The sequence below is a fragment of the Nitrospira tepida genome (assembly GCF_947241125.1).
Lineage (GTDB): Bacteria > Nitrospirota > Nitrospiria > Nitrospirales > Nitrospiraceae > Nitrospira_G > Nitrospira_G tepida.
The window spans coordinates 2399664-2417755 of the sequence record NZ_OX365700.1; the positions used below are offsets into that span (position 1 = coordinate 2399664).

The 18092-nt window shown below is 61.5% G+C and carries 15 protein-coding genes; 10 read left to right on the forward strand and 5 right to left on the reverse strand.

Annotated features, from left to right (window positions below; all coding sequences use genetic code 11):
- The first annotated feature begins 250 nt into the window (after window positions 1-250).
- The gene (locus QWI75_RS11370) at window positions 251-1546 is read left to right on the forward strand and encodes a hemolysin family protein (RefSeq protein WP_289268689.1); all 1296 of its coding nucleotides are present in this window, start codon (window positions 251-253) and stop codon (window positions 1544-1546) included.
- Here QWI75_RS11370 and ligA read toward each other — a convergent pair.
- The 3 genes from ligA to QWI75_RS11385 are packed head-to-tail and all read right to left on the reverse strand — an operon-like array spanning window position 1543 to window position 6549.
- Window positions 1543-3573, reverse strand: a complete 2031-nt coding sequence (gene ligA / locus QWI75_RS11375; RefSeq protein WP_370693637.1) for an NAD-dependent DNA ligase LigA — start codon at window positions 3571-3573, stop codon at window positions 1543-1545. The genes QWI75_RS11370 and ligA overlap by 4 nt on opposite strands.
- A 2-nt stretch (window positions 3574-3575) precedes the next feature.
- Window positions 3576-5597 carry a hypothetical protein gene (locus QWI75_RS11380; RefSeq protein WP_289268691.1) on the reverse strand — a complete coding sequence of 674 codons (2022 nt, stop codon included), beginning with the start codon at window positions 5595-5597 and terminating at the stop codon, window positions 3576-3578.
- Window positions 5598-5607: 10 nt separating this feature from the next.
- Window positions 5608-6549, reverse strand: coding sequence for an AAA family ATPase (locus QWI75_RS11385; RefSeq protein WP_289268692.1), 942 nt, complete (start codon window positions 6547-6549; stop codon window positions 5608-5610).
- Between the two features lie 197 nt (window positions 6550-6746).
- Here QWI75_RS11385 and QWI75_RS11390 point away from each other — a divergent pair, with 197 nt between their 5' ends.
- The 9 genes from QWI75_RS11390 to trpA all read left to right on the forward strand — a co-directional run bounded on the left by QWI75_RS11390 (window position 6747) and on the right by trpA (window position 14686).
- A complete protein-coding gene (locus QWI75_RS11390) occupies window positions 6747-7355 on the forward strand; it encodes a LysM peptidoglycan-binding domain-containing protein (RefSeq protein ID WP_289268693.1) in 609 nt (202 codons plus the stop codon).
- A 25-nt stretch (window positions 7356-7380) separates the two neighbouring features.
- Entirely contained in the window at window positions 7381-8877 is a 1497-nt protein-coding gene (trpE, locus tag QWI75_RS11395) for an anthranilate synthase component I (RefSeq protein WP_289268694.1), read from the forward strand.
- Window positions 8878-8976: 99 nt separating this feature from the next.
- Entirely contained in the window at window positions 8977-9540 is a 564-nt protein-coding gene (locus QWI75_RS11400; protein WP_289268695.1) for an anthranilate synthase component II, read from the forward strand.
- A 38-nt stretch (window positions 9541-9578) separates the two neighbouring features.
- Window positions 9579-10592 carry an anthranilate phosphoribosyltransferase gene (gene trpD, locus QWI75_RS11405; protein ID WP_289268696.1) on the forward strand — a complete coding sequence of 338 codons (1014 nt, stop codon included), beginning with the start codon at window positions 9579-9581 and terminating at the stop codon, window positions 10590-10592.
- Between the two features lie 106 nt (window positions 10593-10698).
- Window positions 10699-11523, forward strand: coding sequence for an indole-3-glycerol phosphate synthase TrpC (gene trpC / locus QWI75_RS11410; protein ID WP_289268697.1), 825 nt, complete (start codon window positions 10699-10701; stop codon window positions 11521-11523).
- 61 nt (window positions 11524-11584) lie between these two features.
- Window positions 11585-11881, forward strand: coding sequence for a hypothetical protein (locus tag QWI75_RS11415; RefSeq protein ID WP_289268698.1), 297 nt, complete (start codon window positions 11585-11587; stop codon window positions 11879-11881).
- An 18-nt stretch (window positions 11882-11899) separates the two neighbouring features.
- Window positions 11900-12535: a phosphoribosylanthranilate isomerase gene (locus QWI75_RS11420; RefSeq protein WP_289268699.1), complete on the forward strand. Its 636-nt coding sequence runs from the start codon at window positions 11900-11902 to the stop codon at window positions 12533-12535.
- Between the two features lie 48 nt (window positions 12536-12583).
- Window positions 12584-13777: a tryptophan synthase subunit beta gene (gene trpB, locus QWI75_RS11425; protein ID WP_289268700.1), complete on the forward strand. Its 1194-nt coding sequence runs from the start codon at window positions 12584-12586 to the stop codon at window positions 13775-13777.
- Between the two features lie 96 nt (window positions 13778-13873).
- The gene (gene trpA, locus QWI75_RS11430; RefSeq protein WP_289268701.1) at window positions 13874-14686 is read left to right on the forward strand and encodes a tryptophan synthase subunit alpha; all 813 of its coding nucleotides are present in this window, start codon (window positions 13874-13876) and stop codon (window positions 14684-14686) included.
- 304 nt (window positions 14687-14990) lie between these two features.
- Here trpA and QWI75_RS11435 read toward each other — a convergent pair whose 3' ends face one another.
- Together QWI75_RS11435 and QWI75_RS11440 are read right to left on the reverse strand one after the other, a co-directional pair.
- Window positions 14991-16439, reverse strand: a complete 1449-nt coding sequence (locus tag QWI75_RS11435; RefSeq protein WP_289268702.1) for a vanadium-dependent haloperoxidase — start codon at window positions 16437-16439, stop codon at window positions 14991-14993.
- A gap of 930 nt (window positions 16440-17369) precedes the next feature.
- A complete protein-coding gene (locus tag QWI75_RS11440; protein ID WP_289268703.1) occupies window positions 17370-18053 on the reverse strand; it encodes an ABC transporter ATP-binding protein in 684 nt (227 codons plus the stop codon).
- Window positions 18054-18092 lie beyond the last annotated feature (39 nt).

An 18092-nucleotide genomic window follows, 5' to 3' on the forward strand; every position in this document is an offset into this window, starting at 1 on the left:
AGTAGTTGATAAATTAGGATTTGATTTCACAGTCCCAATGGTTAAATCCCTTGATGGCCATGGCTGTCTATGCTACATAAAGAGGGGTTAATGGATGATATAGGCCGAAAGACCTACTATCTTGATCCAGCTTCGCTCCGCAATCTCTCTATCCTCTACCAACTCCACCGGCGACTTGGGATCTCTTGGTTTGATGCCAGCTCAGTCGTGCGCCATGGTGGGTTCTCAATCTAAAGCTGAGTAATTTCTGATGGATGCGCTTGTTCTGCTCGTTCTTATTCTGTTGTCGGCCATTATTTCCGCGGCGGAAATCGGCTTTTTCGCGGTCAATGAAACCCGCCTGCGGGCCATGGACGAGGCCGGAAGCAAGCGGGCCCGCATGGCCCTGCACCTCAGGCAGAACCCTCAGAGGCTCCTGTCCACGATCATGATCGGGGACAACCTGGTCAATGCCCTGGTCCCCTCCTATACGACCCTGTTGATTATCAGGATGTTCGACGCTCAAGCCTTCGGCGGCTTTGTCGAGGGGCTGACGCAGGCCCTCGCGGTGGCTTTGGGGGCTTTGACGTTCATCTTGATGATCTTCGGGGATGTGGTCCCCAAGACCCTGGCCGCGAAGTACGCGGTTCATGTGGCCCTCAACATGGCCTATCCGGTCTACTGGATCCAGCAGGGCCTCAAGCCGCTGCTCTATGTGCTCGAACCGATCATCGATAAGGTCACCGGGGGCAAGGGGCTCACCGTCCCCTTCGTGACCGAGGAAGAGCTCAAGATCATGCTGGATGTCGGCAGCAAATCGGGCATGATCGAGAGCCACGAAGCCAGGATGATCAACCGCGTGTTCCAACTCAACGACCTGACGGCCGAACATGCCATGACCCCGCGACAGTTCGTGTTCGCGCTGGATGCCAACGTGAGACTGGCGGAAGTGCAGGAACAGCTCTTCCGGTCGAAGTATTCGCGGATCCCCCTCTACGACGGCAACTTGGATAACATCATCGGCATGATCTACAAGAGCAAGGCCCTGACCGAGTTGGCTAAGGGCAACTCGCAGCTTCGCCTGAAGGATATCGCCCAGCCGCCGCTGTTTGTGCCGACCAGGAAGACCGCCGACGAACTGATGAAGCAGTTTCAGCAGGAAAAACGGCACATGGCGATCGTGGTCAACGAGTTCGGCGGGTTCGCCGGGGTTGTGACGCTGGAGGATATTCTCGAAGAGGTGGTGGGCGACATCCTGGACGAAACCGATCAAAGCGAAGAACTGATCAAGCGGGTGGCCAAAAACCAGCTCCTGGTCCATGGCCGCACGGAGGTGCGCCGGATCAACGAATTCCTCAAGCTGGATCTGGACGAGGAGGCCAATACGATCAGCGGGCTGATCCAAGACCACCTGGGCCGGATTCCGGCGGCGGGGGAAGAAGTCGTGCTCAACGACTGCCGGCTGATCGTACAGGAGGCAGATCAGCGGTCGATCAAGCGGGTGCAGATCATCAAGGAAGAGAAACCGGTTCCAGCCCTCGATCCGGCCAACATCCAGGCCTCTTAACGTTCCGGCGACTCCGGCTTTCCGGCCAACTCCTCGAATTCGTCCTCTGTCAGGATGCGCACCCCCAACCGCCGGGCGTCGGCCAGTTTGGATCCTGCCTCGCTGCCGGCGACGACATAGTCGGTCTTCTTGCTGACGCTGGAGCTGACCCGCCCGCCGAGTTCCTCGACCCGCCGTTTGGCCGCTTCTCTGCTCCACCGTTCAAGCCCTCCGGTGAAGACCACGGTCTTTTGCTTGAACGGGAGGTCACCGGCTTTCTCGAAATCCTTCCGGGGCTTGGCCTCGATGCGGACGCCCAGGTCCTGGAGTTTCCGGATAACCGCCCGGTTCCGCTCCTCCTGGAAAAACGAGGCGACGCTCCGTGAGATCTCCGGACCGACCTCATGAATCTCCAAGAGACGCTCCGGCGCGGCGGCCATCAGGTCTTCCAGGTTCCCGAAATAATTGGCCAGGACGCGGGCGATATGTTGGCCCACTTGGCGGATGCCGAGCCCCATCAGGAACCGGTCGAGGGGAATGGTCCGGCGCCGCTCGATCGCGCCGAGCAGGAGCGAGGCGGAGCGATCCGCGAAACCGTCCAGCGTGAGCACCTGCTCCCTGGTCAGCCGGTAGAGGTCCGCGATGTCATGGACCAAACCCTTGTCGATCAACTGCGCGACCGTTTTCTCGCCGAGTCCATCAATGTCCACGGCCCCCTTGGCGGCAAAGTGCTGAATCGAGCCCTTCAATTGAGCTTCGCAGACGGCCTGACCGGTGCAGTAATAGTAGGCCCCTTCGCGGGCGACGGAAGAGCCGCAGACCGGACAATGGTTCGGCATTGCAAAGGGGACCGACCGCTGTTCTCCCGGCACCGGCACCCGCTCGGCGATGGCGGGAATGACGTCTCCGGCCCGCTCCACCTTGACCGTATCGCCCACGCGGATGTCTTTACGGGAGACCTCGTCGGCGTTGTGCAGGGTCGCGCGGCTGATCGTGACCCCACCGACTTCGACCGGTTTGAGCAGGGCCAAGGGGGTCAAGGTGCCAGTGCGGCCGACCGACACCACGATGTCCTGCACGACCGTGATCTCTCTTCTCGCGGGGAACTTGAAGGCGATCGCCCACCTAGGGCTGCGGGACTTGACGCCCAGCGCCTCCTGCCAGGTGCGTCGATCGAGCTTCACGACCATGCCGTCGATCTCAAAGGGCAGCGCGTCCCGTTGTTCCTCCATCTCCCGGTGAAACAAGATCACCTCGTCGATCGTCGCGCAGCGTCGCCGCTGGAAGGGGATCGGCAACCCCCAGTCCGCCAATCGATCCAGCTCGTCCCAGTGGGTCGAAGGAAGACCGCCGGTTTGAACCATGATCTCGTAACAGGTGAGGACCAAGGGGCGTTCCGCCGTCTTGCGGGAATCGAGCTGCCGTAGCGAGCCGGCTGCGGCGTTGCGGGGGTTGGCGAAGGCCTCTTCCCCCCGTTCCGTGATCCGGCGGTTCAAGGATTGGAAGTCGTCGAGGCGCATGTAGACCTCGCCGCGCACCACCAGATGGGCCGGCGGATGGGCCTCGGTCCGCAACTGGAGCGGCACCGACCGGAGGGTTCGCAGGTTGGCGGTCACGTCCTCGCCGGTTGTCCCGTCGCCCCTGGTGGCGCCCCTGACAAAACGCCCCTCGCGATAGACCAGCTCGATCGACAGCCCGTCGAACTTCGGTTCGGCCGTGTACTCCACCTGCTCGAGGCCGAGTTCTCGTTTGACCCTCCGATCGAACGCATAGACCTCCTCCACGGCGGCGATGGAGTCCAGACTCAGCATCGGGCGCTCGTGCGACACCTTCTGGAGCTCGGCCTGCGGCTGGCCGCCGACCCGCTGGGTGGGGGAGTCTGGCGTGATTAGCTCCGGGTAGGTCGCTTCCAGCTCCTGGAGTTCGCGAAACAGCCGGTCGTATTCCGTGTCCGAAATAACCGGGCGGTCTTTCACATAGTAGAGGTAGTCGTGCCGGCGGATGTCGTTCCGGAGCGATTCGACCCGGGCGAGGATGTCGGGCGGCATTGTCATCGCATCTCCCTGATGAAGCGGGCGGCGTAACTCCGAACTTCATGGCCGTTGAGCACGTGAAAACAGCGCAGGCGGTCGATCGTCTGCGCGCTGAAACGGCTCAATGGAATCGGAAGCAGCCGGCGGTCGAAGCGCCGGGTGATCCCACGCCAGCGGGCCAGGGGAGGGATCGGGGAGACGAGCGCAATGTGGGATTCCTGCGAGTGCATGGCGGCTGCCGCGATCAGCCGTTCCTCCAGGGTGGACGTGCCGTCGAGCCGGCGATCGGTCCAGATGTCCGGGATCGGGCGGGGCGGGTAGAGGAACAGGGCCCCGCCATATTTCGACTGGGCAATGCCGGGGCCGATCATGTGCTCAAGAAAGTCGGTGGCGAAAAAACAGAGCGTGGATTCTTCCTGATGCTCGGCATACCAGGTCGCCCGCCAGGTATAGACCTCGGGATCTGCCGGCGTCTCGAACAGGAAGACGACGATTTCCACCTGGCTGCGAGCCGGAGGCACTTCCTTGACGTATATATCCATTCGAGGCGGTCGCGCTTCCGTCTGTACCCGTGACATGGACAGACCGGAAGGCGGCTGCAGGGAGCCTCGGCTTACCTGAGAACCCAGGGCCCCGGCGCCAACGGCACGGCGGCGGCTGGTCCAGTTCCGCAAGCTCTCCCGGAGATCGATGCCGTCCTTCAATGACGTGGTGAACTTCTCGACCTTCGCCAGGTCGGCTCCCATCAGCGCCCTGGCCTGCTCACGGACATGGCTCGCGAAACTCTCGATCTTCTGGTCCTCCGGAGGCCAGGAACATTGGCGAAAGGGGTCCCAGCGCAGGCTCCAGCGTCGGCTGTCGATCTGCTTGGGGGAAGGCCGAAGCGACAGGCTTCGCCAGACCAACGGCATCCCTGCCAGACGATTCTTGGCCTGGGCAAGACGCCCGTCCGGCAGCACGAGCCGGTCGATACCGGCTTCGATGCTGCCGCGCCACCCTGTGACGGAATTCGATTGGAACTCATAGCGCTTGGCCGTCTCCAACAATTGGATCGCGAAGTCGTCGCCGGCGATCTGCTTGGCCGCGAGGACGAGAGTATAGAGGTCCGGCGTCAATCGTCGATCCAGCAAGGCTAGGTTGCGGACATATTGCAGATAGACCTGAAGGAGTTGCGGCGTGACCCAATTCCTGACCGTCTCGACTCCGGCCGGCCGTGAGGCCATCCAGTTGCTCCTGGTTTCCAGCAAGAGTTCTTTGAGCCCATCGATCGTGACGTGCCGGTCGGACAAGAGGCCGGCCCTGCGCCGCTCGTACAATTCGGTGAGAAAGGGCAGTTCGCCGAGGACAAAATACAAGGTGTCCTGCGACACAGGCTGCACCGTCCAGATCGCCGTCGGTTTTTCCGGTGGGAGATAGGGGCTCCGGTCCAGATAGGCCTGCCGCAGCCAGGGCCAGTCGGCCGCGTGGCAGAGACAGAGAATCTCGCTGTACTCGAGTTCCAGCTCGTGGAGGCGAAAGGCCATCCAGGCGATCCGCTGTTCCCGCTGGCTGTCTGGCTCCGGCCCAGGTGAAACCGCCACCAGCGAGGCGGCATAGGCGGCAAGAGACACGGTCTTGAGGGCATAGGGGTCCGGAGCCGCGATCGATGAGGGCTCAAAGACTTCCACTTCTTGATCGATGTAGGCACAGGCAATCCCTTCGCCGATCGCCACGCGAAGCCCCATGATGACAGCCTGGCAAGGGTCGATCGGGATGAAGCTCACGACCAGCCCCGAGTCGCCCTGTTCTCCAGCTTCTCCGGCAGCTTCGGGAGGTTCTTGGATCACCGCGGCGTGAATGGCAGGCAGTTCGGAAAGCCCGGTCTCCACCGCTCGAGCTGCAGAAGGGGGGAGCGGAACCGCCAGGCAGTCCCACCGGCCCGAGATGAGCGTTTCGCGGACCTCCTGGGCCATGTCGCCGCTCCCATGCACGATGGGGAGCAGCGTGATCTTGGGAGAGAGGCGCAACGCCCGTTCGGTCGTGTCGCTCGCGAAGGACATCGGACGGACTTTATCGGTCTGGATGCAGGGGGTCGTCGCTCTCGAAGAAGAAGTCTCCCATGCCACGGGGCAGCGGTTGCGCTCCGAGCGCACGGTGCCGCCGTTTGGCCTGCCCTTCCAGGTCTCGGGCTTCCTCTCCCAATACCATCACGAGGGCCTCGCTCCAGGCTTCGTCCTTGGACAGGGGATGGCCCGGGTCCTGCGCCAAACGCTTGATCGCGTATTGCAACAGGTGAATGCCGTCCCGGACCGAATAGTCCAGATTCAACTGGTGGGCCTGCTGCAGGAAATCCACGGTCATGGCGAGCAGTTCGGCCGGCGCGAACGGCAGGTGATACCGGAGAATGGCCAGCTCATCGTCGCGTCGAGGAAATCCCAGGCGCAACGTCGGCTGCAGGCGGGAGAGGATATAGTCGGGCACCTCATAGGTGGACGCGTCCTCGTTCATCGTCACGCAACAGCGGAAGTCGTCGTGCGCCGGGATCAGGATCCCTGCGACGATCGACTCGACGCAGCGTCGATGGTCGAGCAGAGGCGCAAGCGAGGCCCAGCTCTTTTCATTCATCCGGTTGCCTTCGTCCAACACGCAGACCGAGCCGGTGAGCATGGCCGTCACGAGCGGAGAGGCGTGGTAGGCGATCGCGCCCGATTCCGCCAGGACCGGGGTCACCAACAGGTCCTCCGGCCTCGTATCGGCCGTACACTGGTACACGTAGACCTGCTGCTTGCGTTCTTTGGCCGCGCTCATGGCGAGCGTGGTCTTGCCGATGCCGGGCGGTCCCGTCAGCCGGGGGGAAAGCGGCAAGTCTCTCGCATCCACGACGAGCCAACAGGCCAGCAGTTGCTTCAGGATCTCCCGCTCGCCGATCCACTGTTGCTCGCGGAGCAGTGGCTGGGCCAGATGAAGGGTCACGCCCTCCACGATTCTTGTGCGGTCGGCTGATGTGGCCATGGGTCAGGAGCGATTCGGAGCGAGACCGGGTGCCTACGGGTGGGACCGTAACACAGCGACTGTGATGGGTCAAACCGTCTCAGACCGCGGCGTAAACCACCTTCACAGCTTTGACTTTCTGTGGTCCGGCTACTATTCTGTACCGATCCTCTCAGCCGAGACGGGCCGAGGACATTGGAGAAAGGACAGGTGCCCGCATGACAGCAATCAAGATCGGATGCGCCCTGATGGTGGCTGGTCTGTGTCTGGCGACCACCGGTTGCGTGTTCAAGGAAACCTACGAGGCGGAGAAGGCGCGCAGCCTGAATTTTCAGCGGTTGCTGGCCCAGGAGGAAAAGCGGACGGCCGAGCTCGACAGCGAGGTCAAGCGGGTCAAACGGGATGCGGCCGATTACGAGGCTCGCAACCGAGAGCTGAGCGCCCAGGTGCAGGCGGTCCGCGAACAGTTGGCCCGGAGTCAGGAAGAGGCGGATTCCCTGCGGGAGGCGATGGCCTTGCAGGAAAAAGCGCAAATGCAAATGAAGCGGATCACGCCACCGGCGCCGAGCAAGACCAAGCCATCCGAGCTGCTGCCTCCCTTGCAGGAATCCATCGCCAAGGCTCCGGAGGTGCCGGACCCCTTGATGGGCGACAGCACGCCGGTCCCTTTGGACCGCAGAACAGTTCAGCACGTAGTCAAGCCCGGCGACACGATATTCCGCCTGAGCCGCAAATACGGGACCTCGGTCGCCAAGATCCGCGAATGGAACCGGCTTCAGGACGACATCATTGAAGTCGGCCAGAAACTCATCGTCGGCATGGAATAGCATGGTGAGATCGGTTGGTCGACCTATGCGGACCGTTCCCTATTCGCTCAGTCTCGACGAATTCCGGACCTTGGCGCGTCAGGGCAACCTGATTCCCCTCTACCGGGAGATTCTCGCCGATTACGAGACTCCCGTCTCGGCCTTTGCCAAGATCGACCATGGTCCGTCCGCCTATCTGCTGGAGAGCGTGGAGGGAGGCGAGCATTGGGGGCGCTATTCGTTTCTCGGGTCAGGCTCGCCCGTCACCATCGTCCAGGATCGCGATGACCTGATCATACGGCAGGGCAAACAGATGCGCCGCATTCCGGCCAAGGGAGATCCGCTCGCCAGGTTGCGGGAACACATGGCCGGCTATCATCCCGTGACCGTGTCAGGGTTGCCCCGGTTCGTGGGGGGCGCCGTGGGCTATATCGGCTACGACACCGTCCGTTGCTTCGAAGACATCGGGTTCAGGCGCAAGGAAGGCATCGGGGTTCCCGACTTCGCCTTTCTGATCACGGACACCCTGGTCATCTTCGACCGGGTCACCCAGACGATTAAGGTGGTGGCGAACGCTCACGTGGATTCGGCCAAGGAACCGGCCGTGCGGGCCGCCTACAAGGACGCGACCGATCGAATCGAGCAGATCATCGCGCGGCTCCGGCGTCCGCTGAAGCGGGAGCGCCCCAAATCCCGCCGCACCCCGATCACGTTCACGCCCAACATGAGCCGGGCCGACTTTGAGAAAATGGTGGTCCGCACCAAGGACTACATTACGGCCGGCGACATCGTGCAGGCCGTCGTGTCGCAACGGTGGGAAACCAATCTGCAGACCAAGCCCTCCGAGCTGTACCGCGCGCTGCGCGCGATCAATCCCTCGCCCTACATGTACTATCTGCGCATCGGCGGGGTGCAGTTGGTCGGTTCATCGCCGGAAATCCTGGTGCGCTGCGAAGACGGACACATCGCCGTCCGGCCCATTGCCGGAACGAGGCGCAGGGGCAAGTCCTCGGAGGAGGACCGCGAGCTTGAGCGGGAGCTGCTGCGGGACGAAAAGGAGCGGGCCGAGCATGTCATGCTCGTGGACCTTGGCCGGAACGATGTCGGGCGTGTCGCGGTCCAAGGCTCGGTGACCGTGGAATCGCTGATGCAGGTGGAACGGTACTCCCACGTCATGCATATCGTGTCGCACGTGCGGGGGCAGCTTCAGGACGGAAAGGACGCCTACGATGTCTTCCGCGCCTGCTTCCCGGCCGGAACCGTGTCCGGCGCGCCCAAGATCCGGGCCATGCAGATCATTGAGGAACTCGAGCCGACCAGGCGCGGCCCCTATGCCGGGGCCGTCGGCTATTTCAGCTTCGGCGGGAACATGGACATGTGCATCAACATCCGCACCGTGGTGCTGAAAGGCCACCAGGCCTATATCCAGGCCGGGGCGGGCATCGTAGCCGACTCGCAGCCGGAGCACGAGTATCAGGAAACCTGCAACAAGGCGCGGGCCATGATGAAGGCGATCGAGATGGCGGAGCGGGGACTGGAATAAGCGAAGTGAAAAGTGAGAAGTGAAGGCGACAGGAGCCAGCGAGCCTCGCCTCTCGCCCTCTCCTCACACCTTACTTCTCACTCCTAACAGGGCTACTGTATGTTGCTCATGATCGACAACTACGATTCCTTCACCTATAACCTCGTGCAGTACTTCGGCGAGCTGGGCGAGGAGGTCCAGGTCTATCGGAACGACAAGATCACGGTGGACGAGATCGAGAAGCTCAAGCCCACGCGGATCGTCATTTCGCCCGGTCCTTGCACGCCGAAGGAGGCGGGCGTGTCGGTCGAAACCATCCGCCGGTTCTCCGGCAAGGTGCCGCTGCTGGGCGTCTGTCTGGGCCATCAATCCTTGGCGGTCGCGTATGGAGGCGAGGTCATCCGAGCCCCGCGGCTGATGCATGGCAAGACGTCGATGGTGCAGCATGACGGAAAGACGATTTACCGCGGCCTTCCCAATCCATTTGAAGCCACCCGTTATCATTCCCTTATCGTGAATCGGGCCAACCTGCCGGCTTGTTTTGAAATCACCGCCGAAACCGACGAGGGAGAAATCATGGGGATGCGGCATAAGACGCTGGGGGTCGAGGGAGTGCAGTTTCATCCGGAATCGATCCTCACGACCTCCGGCAAGGACCTCCTACGCAATTTTCTGAAATTGTAATCCCGCCCCATGTCATCTTCCCGGCCGGTGAACCAGGCATGATCAAAGAAGCCATCGCAAAGCTCGCGGACCGTGGCGACCTCTCGGAAAAGGAAACGGAGGAAGTCATGCTGGAGATCATGGAGGGGCAGGCGACCCCGGCCCAGGTCTCGGCATTTCTGATGGGGCTCCGCGTCAAGGGCGAAACGATGGAGGAGATCGCCGGGGCGGTGCGCGCGATGAGGGCCAAGGCCACGCGGATCCGGGTCGGGGCCAAATGGGTGCTGGATACCTGCGGCACGGGGGGCGACCGTTCGCATACATTCAATATCTCCACCACGGCCGCCTTCGTGGCGGCCGGAGCCGGACTCACTGTGGCCAAGCACGGCAACCGCTCGATGTCGTCTCGATGTGGCAGTGCGGATGTGCTGACGGCGCTGGGCATCAAGATCGATCTTCCTCCGGAACGAGTCTCCGATTGCATCGATGAGGTGGGTATCGGTTTCCTGTTCGCGCCCCTCTACCACGGAGCCATGAAACATTGCGCCGGGCCGCGGCAGGAGTTGGGCATCAGGACGTTGTTGAATATCCTGGGCCCTCTGACGAATCCCGCCGGTGCGGCGCTTCAGGTCGTCGGGGTGTTCGACGCACGGCTTACGGACATGCTCTGTCGCGTGCTGGTGCATCTCGGCGCGCAACATTGCTTCGTCGTCCACGGCATGGACGGGCTGGACGAAATCACCCTGACGGACCGGACCAGGGTGGCCGAAGGCAAACAGGGCATCGTGTCGAGTTATTTCATCGAGCCGAAGGATTTTGCGTTGGCCCGAGTGCCGCTCAAGGAATTGGTCGGCGGGGTGGCCGAGGACAACGCACAGATCATTCGTGACATTCTGCAAGGGAGGCGCGGCCCCAAGCGCGATGTGGTCTGTCTGAATGCGGCGCCGGCCTTCGTCGCGGGAGGGCTCGCCAAGACGCTCCACGACGGGTACCAGCAGGCGGGCAAAGTCATCGACAGCGGCGCGGCCGCGGAAAAGCTGGAAAAGCTGATCCAGTTCACAAACAACAAATAGTGTCGCGAGGCGTTCGCCGATGGTCGCTCCCGTTAGAAAACTTGGGATTGTCCTTTCAGTTGCGGTTGACGAATGACGGTTGACGAATGACGGTTGACGGGCAACGATGATCCTCGATCGAATTCTGGAACACAAGCGGGCGGAGCTTCGGCACAAGCAAAGCCGGGGCTACCTGTCTGAGCTGAAGGCGCGCATTCGCGACGCCGCCCCCCCGTTGGGCTTTGCCGATACGCTGGACGCCAGAAAGACCGCCGCAAGTCCGGCATTGATTGCGGAGGTGAAGAAGGCCTCGCCGAGCCTGGGTCTGCTGCGACCTGAGTTCGAGCAACAGTTTGAGCCGGTCACCATCGCCGATGCCTACCGGCGCCACGGAGCCGCCGCGCTCTCCGTCTTGACCGACAAGGAGTTTTTTCAAGGCAGCTTGGACTATCTCCGGTCCGTCAAGGAGAAGGTTGGGCTGCCGACGCTGAACAAGGAGTTCATGGTGGGCGACGTGCAGTTTTACGAGGCGCGCGCCTACGGGGCGGATGCGGTGCTCCTGATCGTCGCCGCCCTCGACCGGCGGCAACTTATTGACTTTCACGCGCTGGCCAGCGAACTGAGTTTGGATGTCCTGTTCGAAACCCATCATGAGCGGGAGTTGGATACGGTGTTGGAATGGGTTCCGGAAGCCAGGCTGATCGGGATCAACAACCGGGACCTGCGGACCTTTTCAACCGACCTGGCCGTGACCTTCCGCTTGGCGAAGCGGGTGCCCCCCGGCAAGCTGATCGTCAGCGAGAGCGGCATCCACAAGCGCGACGACGTGCTGCGCCTGGTTGAAACCGGGGTGCATGCGATGCTCGTGGGGGAGTCCTTGATTCGGGCGGACGATACAGGCGCCAAGGTGAAGGAGCTGTTGGGGGTGGACGGACCTCCGCAGGAAACCTGACGAGGAAAGGAGCGGCTCGCCCATGACGGGACCCACTGCACGACCCATGATGAGTACCATAATGGGAATCCTGGTTCTGCTCCTCTTTGGCTGTGCCGGCGGCGACATCAAGGAGGCGAGCGCCAGGTGGGACAAATGGCTGGGCACTCACAAAGACGACCGGGTCCGCGAAATGGGCCTGCCGACCCGATGCTATTCGTTCCGGGATGGAGCGGAGGTCTGCGAATGGAGCCAGCAGGGAGAAGGCGGCAGAATGGAAAGCATGGTCATCGCGTTCGACCAGAACGGGCTGGCCTGCCAATGGGAGTATCGTGACTTCTACGGCCAACATCGCAGCAGGGCCCTGTGCCCCCACTGATCACTGATCGAGACGCTGATGGAACGGACGAAGGTTAAAATCTGCGGGCTGACCAATCTGGACGACGCGCTGGCCGCCGCGGAGGCCGGGGCCGACGCGGTCGGCTTCGTGCTGTACCGGAAGAGTCCTCGCTACGTCGAGTTGGGCACCGTCCGCGCGATTGTACGGGCCTTGCCTCCTCTTGTCCTGCCGGTCGGCGTGTTCGTCAATGAAAACGTGGAGACGGTGCGTGACACAATAGATGCCTGCGGGCTGGCTTTGGCTCAACTGCACGGCGACGAATCGAGTTCCTACTGCGAGCTGCTGGGCCGGCCGGTCTTGAAGGCGCTCCGCGCGAAGGATCGGATTTCCGCCCTGGCCGTTGCAGAGTACCAGGGACGGGCCGGGGTGCGGGGGTTCGTGCTCGATGCCTGTTCGAGTCAAGCTTATGGCGGAACCGGTCTCCTCGCCGATTGGAATCTGGCGGCGGCGCTCGCCAAGACCTGCCCGATCCTGCTGGCGGGGGGCTTGACGCCGGAGAATGTGGCGGATGCGATCAGGACGGTCCGGCCTTACGGCGTCGATGTCAGCAGCGGGGTCGAAACATCGCCGGGCAAGAAGGACCACGGACGCCTCCGCGCCTTCGTGCAGGCCGTGCGGCTTGTTTCCGTCTAAAGGGCCCGTCTATACTTTCGTTACCTTATGAATTGAACGGGACGATCCATGCCTACGTTGCCTGATCCACGCGGCCGATTCGGACCTTACGGTGGACGGTACGTGCCTGAAACCCTGATGCCGGCCTTGCTGGAACTCGAGGCCGAGTATGAACGGGCCAAGCGCGACCGGCGCTTTCAAGCCGAGTTCCAACAGTATCTTAAGGAGTACGTCGGCCGTCCGACGCCGTTGTACTTCGCCGGCCGGCTCACCAGGAAATTGGGCGGGGCCAAGATCTACCTGAAGCGGGAGGACCTCTGCCACACGGGCGCTCACAAGATCAACAACGCGATCGGCCAGGGGCTGCTGGCCAGGCGCATGAAGAAGCCTCGGGTCATTGCCGAGACAGGAGCCGGCCAGCATGGGGTCGCGACTGCGACCGTCGCAGCCATGTTCGGGCTCCAATGTGAAATCTACATGGGCACGGAAGACATGCAGCGGCAGGCGCTCAACGTTTTTCGGATGCGCCTCCTCGGGGCCACGGTTACCGGCGTGGACACAGGCAGCCGAACGCTCAAGGACGCGATCAGCGAAGCCATGCGGGATTGGACCACCAACGTCCGGACGACCCACTACATCCTCGGGTCTGTTCTCGGCGCCCATCCCTATCCGATGATGATCCGTGATTTTCAGGCGGTGATCGGCCGGGAGGCGAGGAAGCAGATTCTGGCCGTGGAAAAACGCCTGCCGGACTATTTGATCGCCTGCGTGGGGGGTGGGAGCAATTCGATTGGCCTGTTCCATCCCTTTCTCGGCGACCGGCGCGTCAAGATGATCGGGGTGGAGGCCGGAGGAGAAGGGCTGTCCAGCGGCAAACATGCGGCGCGGTTTTCAGGCGGCAAGCCGGGCGTCCTGCAAGGGACCATGACCTATCTGCTCCAGGATGACAACGGACAGATTAACCTGACCCATTCGGTTTCCGCCGGGTTGGACTATGCGGCCGTGGGGCCGGAACATGCGTTTTATCATGACGCGCAGCGCATCCAGTACACGTCGGCAACGGATGAGGAGGCCTTGGCCGCGTTCGATCTGCTGGCCCGCGAAGAAGGCATCGTGCCGGCGCTGGAAAGCGCCCATGCCCTCGCCGAGACTGTGAAGGTGGCGCCGAAGCTCAAGAAGAGCCAGATCGTGGTCGTGAACCTGTCTGGCCGGGGCGACAAGGACGTGCAGCAAGTGGCACGGTTGCGAGGGGTAACGCTGTGACGCGCGTGGATCGCAAAACGTGAATCGTGAAACGATCCCACACTGAGTCAGACTGGTCTAGCGATTAACGGTCAACATTGAACGAGTGACGAACCGATGAATCGGCTCGACGCGACATTTCAGCGGCTCAAGGGCAAAGGCGAGAAGGCGCTCATCGCCTATATCATGGCGGGAGATCCGTCCCTTCAGGATACCGAACAGCTCGTGTTGGGGTTGGAGCGGTCCGGCGCGGACGTCATCGAGCTCGGGGTGCCCTTTTCCGATCCTATTGCAGATGGGCCGGTCATTCAACAGGCGGCCGAGCGTGCGCTGCGGAGCGGGACGTCGTTACGGCGTATTCTGACGATGGTCGCCGGGTTGCGTCGTCAGACACAAATTCCGCTCGTCCTGATGACCTACTACAACACGATCCATGCCTACGGCGAGCAGGGCTTTTGCCGGGATGCGGCTCAGGCAGGGGTGGACGGACTGATCGTTCCGGATATGCCGATGGAGGAATCAGGACCGTTGAAAGACCGGGCCGAGGAGGCAGGGCTCGACTTGATCTTCTTATTGGCTCCGACCAGCACTCCCGCGAGACGGGCGGCGGTGGCCAAGGCCTCCAAGGGCTTCATCTACTATGTCTCGCTGACCGGCATCACCGGCGCCAAGCTGACCGATCTGGGCAACGTCGAAGACAATGTGAAACGGATTCGCAAGGTGACCCGCGTGCCGATCTCGGTCGGGTTCGGCGTGGCCACTCCCGAGGATGCGGCGCGCATTGCGGCGGTGGCCGACGGGGTCATTGTCGGAAGCGCGATCATCAAGCAGATTGCCGCGCATCAACAGGATCCCTCCCTCGTGACAACGGTCGGAACCTTCGTCTCCTCCCTCAAGCAGGCGATGCTGAACCCAGCGGCCGTCGGCTGATTCCTCCAAAGTCGTTTGACTTCTTTCGCCCTTCGTTTCTATCGGCTCGTCGGGTGATAGAGATTGATCCGGAATCTTCCTGACGCGAAGGGGTCAAGTTGAGGTAGCCCCGAAAACCCACGCGTGGATTAAGGATCACCGACCTGTGGCTCGAATTTATCCGGACGGCAATAGCCACTGTTCGTGAAGCACGAGATTAGTCTTTAGTCAGCACAATTGTGGCGGGAGAGACAGGGAAGTCAGCGGTGTCTTTTCATCGGATGCCACCCGGCGCGGTATGCGCGCCGGGTGGTGGTACAGATGGCTATATGCAGGTACTCGTGGGCGGGGTCGGGGGGCTAGCCTGTTGCCTCATGCCGGTGTCGATGATGTTCTTGGCTATCGCCCGACCGAGTGGCACCCCACCGATGTTATCGGAGGCTTGGAGCATTTTGCGCACGCTTTCTCCACTGGTCCCGTCAAACCGCCAATGTACCCCCAGGTAGATGCGACTGACGGAATTGTCATACATCGCTTCCGCCATGCTGTCATAGTGGCGTGCGTGACGTGTACGGACAGATCCATCCTTCTCCGTGGTGATACCATTGAGTTCGTCGGAGACGAGCGTAAACCCGATAGTATCTTCGGTTTTCCGGTCGGTGTGCCCGTAGAACAATCGCACCATCTCAAACGTGGCTGCGCCGAACGTGGCGTGTCCGCTTGGGTAAGCTGGAAAAGGCGGCGTAAAGCCCGATTTCAATTCATTGGAACGCGGGGCGCCAAGCGGCTTCCAAAATGGATCGCACGGCGGCGTGATTTTCTTATCCGGTGTCGCGGCTGGTCCGGTGGCTTTATCGTCTTCACGGATACCGACGACAGGACGCCAGAGATCGAAGCAGTATTTCCAGTGCCAAGCGTGAATGCCTGCGTCACCCATGGCGCAATTGATCAGTGCAAAGAGCCGCGCGTTTTGTTCGGTGGTATTGCCCTTTGCTTTGACCACCTCCCGGACGATTTGATTGTAGAGGCGGGGAGGAGTTCCAATCTTATTCGCGCCATCATAAGCCCAATAGAGGCCAATGGCCGTTTGCTCGGGGCTGCGTGCCGTTGTATTGAGTTCCGGCGCGCCACCCCGTTCATACACTTCTTTGTAATCGTCCTTATACCTGGGGTCGGTCTTCGCGGGCGGAGGATCGAGTGGTTGCCAGGTCGTAACCGCGAAGCCAGGGGTTTTGCCATAGCCAACTCCCAGATAGCCTTGGGTCGTGTTGCAAGGGTCTACTCGATGGCGGAGTTGACCGGGGGACGAGACATGATCCGCGTCTTTCGGTATGACCTTCTCATCATCCTTTCGAGTGTCAAGCATTGCAAGTGCGACACGTCGCCCAAAGCTGAAGGCCGCGTCGTCTGTGCCATTGTTCGCGCTGATCTCAGCGAGTTTTTCCTCTATCCGTGCCCGCATACCTGAGTAGAGGGTACAGAGCGCTGTCGACGCGGCGCCGCCCACGGCAGCACTCCGATGGACCGGGGAGTTTCCTCCAGACCAAGCGGGCGGAGAAAGCAGATACAGATTTTTAGGTGACGGGCCAGGACCTGGGATAGCCGCAACACCGGCTACGCTAAAGAAGGCGTCGTGCATCGCCAAGTGGACAATTGCGAGTGCACGGGAACTCAGGGTCGGCCCGCGCTGATGTTCGGCTTCCATGGCGCCAGTATGGTCAAGTCGATTGGCTTCCAGAGCGACTTCGTTCCAGAACAGTATGGGGTCTTGCATTCTGAATCTCCTTTCGGTGACGTATAAGTGAAATCCGGAGCCGGCTCGCGGAGCTTTGGGCAGGAAGAGACTCGGACGCAGCCTCCAATCGTGCCGTTCATTTGCGGCGAAGGAAATGCATTGACTATGCCGCGAAGGAATGCGGACAGACCGTGAGGAATGTAAACAGATTACTTGGCGTGGAGCATACAGAACAGGTGGGAAGCACAAATGGAAGAGAAGATAGTGAATCCGATTGGATACATCGTTGTATCTGATTCGATACCAGAAACAGGACTAAAAGCGGAATCCTGAGAAACAGGATGGATCTCTTGTTGCCTCCCCCTCGTATGATTCATTCGTCTTTCAAATTGGTCTTGACGAGCGCAGAAAAACCTTCACGGTCGAGCCTCTGCGCATGAGCCCATTGCACCAAGAGAAGACAACAGCGGGCTTGTTAGCCCGCATTATGCATGACGATTCGTGGCGTCGCACCCGTTGCAGTGAAAGAGCAACGGGTCCCCGGCAGTCGCCAGACGTTGGACCCATTGCATGTTCGACCCGTTGCATGGAGCAACCCGCAACGGGGCCCCCCGGCAATGGGTGCCCCCAGGCACAGCCGCGAAGGACCAAGGCGTACTTGAAACAGTACGTCGAGGGGCGCACGGCGCGATGAATAAAGATCGCCACGTCTGTGCGCGCCGCCGAGTCGGTGAGACGGCCGGACCTGAGCGGCGAGCACGCCCGCCATACCAAGCTGCGCTTGAGCCGCCGCGTTCGATCACATCGCGGCGGAGAGGCACGTTGCCTTCGACTTCGCATGCTGGCCAGGGACCCGTTGAAATCTGGGAGCAACGGGTGCCCCGCGGCGAATCGGGGTGCCCCTTGCGCTTCTGTTGCAATGGGCCCAAGCAACAGAAGCGTTCATGAACAATGCGGGTTAGGAGCCTGTCAGACGATCAGGCCGTCTTCCATGCGCAGGATGCGGTCTGCCTGGGCGGAGAGCTTTTCGTTGTGGGTGACGATAATGAAAGTGGTGCCGCGGCTGCGATTGAGCGTGCGCATCAAACCGAAGACGTCGTCGCCGGTATGGGTATCAAGGTTGCCCGTCGGCTCGTCGGCCAGCACGAGTTCCGGCCGCTGGATCAGGGCTCGGGCGATCGCAACCCGCTGCTGTTCGCCGCCTGACAGCTCGCCGGACTTGTGGTGGAGGCGCTCGCCCAATCCGACCTCTTGGAGCAGGCCGGTGGCTTCGGCTTCCGCCTGTTCCCTCGGCCGGTGCTGGATCAAGGCCGGCATGCAGGCGTTCTCCAGCGCCGTGAACTCGGGCAGCAGGTGGTGAAACTGGAAGACAAACCCGATCTTGCGGTTCCGAAACTCGGCCTGCTCCTGCTCGGGCAAGCGAAAGAGATCCTGCCCTTCAAAATACACGGTTCCCTGCGTCGGCCGGTCCAAGGTGCCGAGGATGTGCATGAGCGTGCTCTTGCCGGCTCCTGAGGCCCCGACGATGGCGATGAACTCCCCCCGCGCGATTTCCAGGTTGATGCCGCGGAGGATCACCAGCTCCCGGCCGTTCATGGGAAAGGATTTGGTGAGGTTGACGACCTTGATCACGAAGGCACCGTTATGCGGCATGTGTCAGTCGCCATGTTTGAGAAAGCATCCTGGTCCGGC

What these genes read in the sequence shown, in the direction of transcription:
- QWI75_RS11370 (WP_289268689.1), top strand. Translation starts at nt 251, where the DNA reads ATGGATGCGCTTGTTCTGCTCGTTCTTATTCTGTTGTCGGCCATTATT.
- ligA (WP_370693637.1), bottom strand. Translation starts at nt 3,573, where the DNA reads ATGCCGCCCGACATCCTCGCCCGGGTCGAATCGCTCCGGAACGACATC.
- QWI75_RS11380 (WP_289268691.1), bottom strand. Translation starts at nt 5,597, where the DNA reads ATGTCCTTCGCGAGCGACACGACCGAACGGGCGTTGCGCCTCTCTCCC.
- QWI75_RS11385 (WP_289268692.1), bottom strand. Translation starts at nt 6,549, where the DNA reads ATGGCCACATCAGCCGACCGCACAAGAATCGTGGAGGGCGTGACCCTT.
- QWI75_RS11390 (WP_289268693.1), top strand. Translation starts at nt 6,747, where the DNA reads ATGACAGCAATCAAGATCGGATGCGCCCTGATGGTGGCTGGTCTGTGT.
- trpE (WP_289268694.1), top strand. Translation starts at nt 7,381, where the DNA reads ATGCGGACCGTTCCCTATTCGCTCAGTCTCGACGAATTCCGGACCTTG.
- QWI75_RS11400 (WP_289268695.1), top strand. Translation starts at nt 8,977, where the DNA reads ATGTTGCTCATGATCGACAACTACGATTCCTTCACCTATAACCTCGTG.
- trpD (WP_289268696.1), top strand. Translation starts at nt 9,579, where the DNA reads ATGATCAAAGAAGCCATCGCAAAGCTCGCGGACCGTGGCGACCTCTCG.
- trpC (WP_289268697.1), top strand. Translation starts at nt 10,699, where the DNA reads ATGATCCTCGATCGAATTCTGGAACACAAGCGGGCGGAGCTTCGGCAC.
- QWI75_RS11415 (WP_289268698.1), top strand. Translation starts at nt 11,585, where the DNA reads ATGGGAATCCTGGTTCTGCTCCTCTTTGGCTGTGCCGGCGGCGACATC.
- QWI75_RS11420 (WP_289268699.1), top strand. Translation starts at nt 11,900, where the DNA reads ATGGAACGGACGAAGGTTAAAATCTGCGGGCTGACCAATCTGGACGAC.
- trpB (WP_289268700.1), top strand. Translation starts at nt 12,584, where the DNA reads ATGCCTACGTTGCCTGATCCACGCGGCCGATTCGGACCTTACGGTGGA.
- trpA (WP_289268701.1), top strand. Translation starts at nt 13,874, where the DNA reads ATGAATCGGCTCGACGCGACATTTCAGCGGCTCAAGGGCAAAGGCGAG.
- QWI75_RS11435 (WP_289268702.1), bottom strand. Translation starts at nt 16,439, where the DNA reads ATGCAAGACCCCATACTGTTCTGGAACGAAGTCGCTCTGGAAGCCAAT.
- QWI75_RS11440 (WP_289268703.1), bottom strand. Translation starts at nt 18,053, where the DNA reads ATGCCGCATAACGGTGCCTTCGTGATCAAGGTCGTCAACCTCACCAAA.